A 2,522-nucleotide genomic window follows, 5' to 3' on the forward strand; every position below is an offset into this window, starting at 1 on the left:
GCAGCGCGTCCGGCGAGGTGGGCCGGTGGAACTCGTCGGCCGTGTACGTGATGTTCCGCGCCCAGTTGGTGACCGCCCGTGCCGACTTGGTCATCCCTGCCGTCCCTCCCGAGAGTGCCTGTGCCCAGACCCTCTCATCACTGCCGCGACCTGCGAAGACCTGGACCGCGGGACAACACGTCGCGTGCCTCACAGCCCCCCGGGAGGGCTTGCCGGGAAGTGGGGGCATACGGTGTGAGATGTACGTGTGAGCCGGGAGGAGACAGGGATGGGCAGCCGCACCGCGCTGGTCGAGGATCTGATGGAGCGGTTCCCGCATGTGCCGCGGGAGGCCGTCTTCAAGGAGGACCTGCTCCGGGGCGGAGTCGCCTTCGACGCCTCGGCCCTCAGCGACAACGAGGGCGGCGAGGTCAAGCCGAAGTCGTACTTCATCTTCTCCTTCGACCACGGCACCCTCCCCGAGCTGGGCGAGGCCGCGCTGCGCAGGCCCCCCGAGGAGATCATCCTCACCGGCGGCCCCTACGACCTGCGCCGTACGGTCGTCTCCGTGCGGGTGAACCCCGCCTCCCCCTACCGGGTCGCCGCCGACGAGCACGGCCGGCTCGGCCTCTACCTCGACGGCAAGCGGATCTCCGACGTCGGCGTGCCGCCGATGCCGGAGTACTACCGGCACAAGCTCTCCAACGGGAAGTCGGTCATGGAGGTGGCCCCGACCATCCAGTGGGGCTACCTGATCTATCTGACCGCGTTCCGCGTCTGCCAGTACTTCGGCGCCAAGGAGGAGTGCCAGTACTGCGACATCAACCACAACTGGCGCCAGCACAAGGCGGCGGGCCGGCCGTACACGGGCGTGAAGGACGTCGACGAGGTCCTCGAGGCGCTGGAGATCATCGACAAGTACGACACGGCCAAGATCTCCACCGCGTACACCCTCACGGGCGGGGCGATCACGACGAAGGTCCAGGGGCTGGACGAGGCCGACTTCTACGGGCGGTACGCCAAGGCCATCGAGGAGCACTTCCCGGGCCGCTGGATCGGCAAGGTCGTCGCGCAGGCACTGCCCAAGCCGGACGTGCAGCGCTTCAAGGACTACGGCGTGCAGATCTACCACCCCAACTTCGAGGTGTGGGACGAGTACCTGTTCAAGATGTACTGCCCCGGCAAGGAGCGGTACGTCGGCCGGGACGAGTGGCACAAGCGCATCCTGGACTCCGCCGACGTGTTCGGCGCGAGCAACGTGATCCCCAACTTCGTGGCGGGCGTGGAGATGGCCGAGCCCTTCGGCTTCACCAGCGTCGACGAGGCCATCGCCTCCACCACCGAGGGGCTGCGCTTCTTCATGTCGCACGGCATCACGCCCCGCTTCACCACCTGGTGCCCCGAGCCCACCACCCCGCTCGGCAAGGCCAACCCGCAGGGCGCGCCGCTGGAGTACCACATCCGGCTGCTCGAGGCGTACCGCAACACCATGGACGACTTCGGCCTCTCCTACCCGCCCGGCTACGGCCCGCCCGGCCCCGGCAACGCGGTGTTCTCCGTCAGCTCCTTCATGGACAGCCTGTCGGCGGAGGAGCGGGTGGAGGTCTGAACCGGGCCTGTGACTCGCGGTTCTGAACCGCCGAGCGTCCGCTTCCGTATCCCCTGACGGAGTGGCGGGCGCGCGGCGGGCGGTCACGGTCACGCCGGGCGACGAGCCGCTCACCCGATCCGCCGGGTCCGCTTGTCAGCCCGGCGGCGGCGTGAAAGGCTCCTGCCTCCGCGAGGCCCCAACTCCACAATCGCTGTGGCGAGTTGCCCCTCGCTCGTGGACGCTGGAGACCGATGCCCGATCTGTCGCCCCCTCAGGATGCTGCCGAGGCAGCGCTGTTCGCCGAGTGCTGGGACGCGGTTCTCTCCTACGCCGACCTGTGCACGGCCGGGGCGGGAACGGCACACCAACTGGCCGACGAGGCTTTCACGTTGGGGATGCGGGAGCTGCGGGCCGCGCAGGGCGCCGTGCGCGGCCGTACCGCCCGGTTGCCGGTCGTCCCCCAACTCCTCACCGCGGTGAGGGAGACGGCGGCCGGGTGGGAGAGCGCGGGCAAGGGACACCAGCTCGATCCCGACCTCCGCCTCTGGCTCAACTCCGAGGCGGCCGCCCGTTACACGGGTCCTCCGCTGGGCCGGCCCATCGCGCTGCGGGGTCTTCGGGACATGCCCGAGGCCGACGCCACGCTGCTCTGGCTCGCCGAGGTGGAGTCGCTCCCGCTGCCCACCGTCGCCCGCCGGCTGGGCCTGGACCCGCTGACCACGGGCGCCGAACTGGACCAGGTGCGCGTGCTGTTCCACGACCGCTGCCACCGCGCCCACCGCGACACCCCGCTGGACGCCGAGTGCCGCAGCTACGCCCGCCTGCTGGACGCCGTCACCCGCTCGTCCGGAGCCGAGACCCCCGAGGACCTCTCCCGCCACCTCGCCACCTGCGTCCCCTGCGCCGAGGCCGCCGCCTGCCTGCGCCTGCACGGCGGCGGCCTCGGCGCAGG

At 70.6% G+C, this 2,522-nt stretch carries 1 protein-coding gene and 1 pseudogene; both read left to right on the plus strand.

What is annotated here, in order from left to right:
• Positions 1–268: 268 nt before the first annotated feature.
• The gene (locus CCN33_RS27480; protein WP_086696122.1) at positions 269–1,588 is read left to right on the plus strand and encodes a radical SAM protein; all 1,320 of its coding nucleotides are present in this window, start codon (positions 269–271) and stop codon (positions 1,586–1,588) included.
• 233 nt (positions 1,589–1,821) lie between these two features.
• Positions 1,822–2,522, plus strand: a pseudogene (locus CCN33_RS27485) (cellulose-binding protein); the annotation flags it as partial.

This window comes from Streptomyces recifensis, assembly GCF_002154615.1.
Taxonomy (GTDB): domain Bacteria; phylum Actinomycetota; class Actinomycetes; order Streptomycetales; family Streptomycetaceae; genus Streptomyces; species Streptomyces griseoluteus.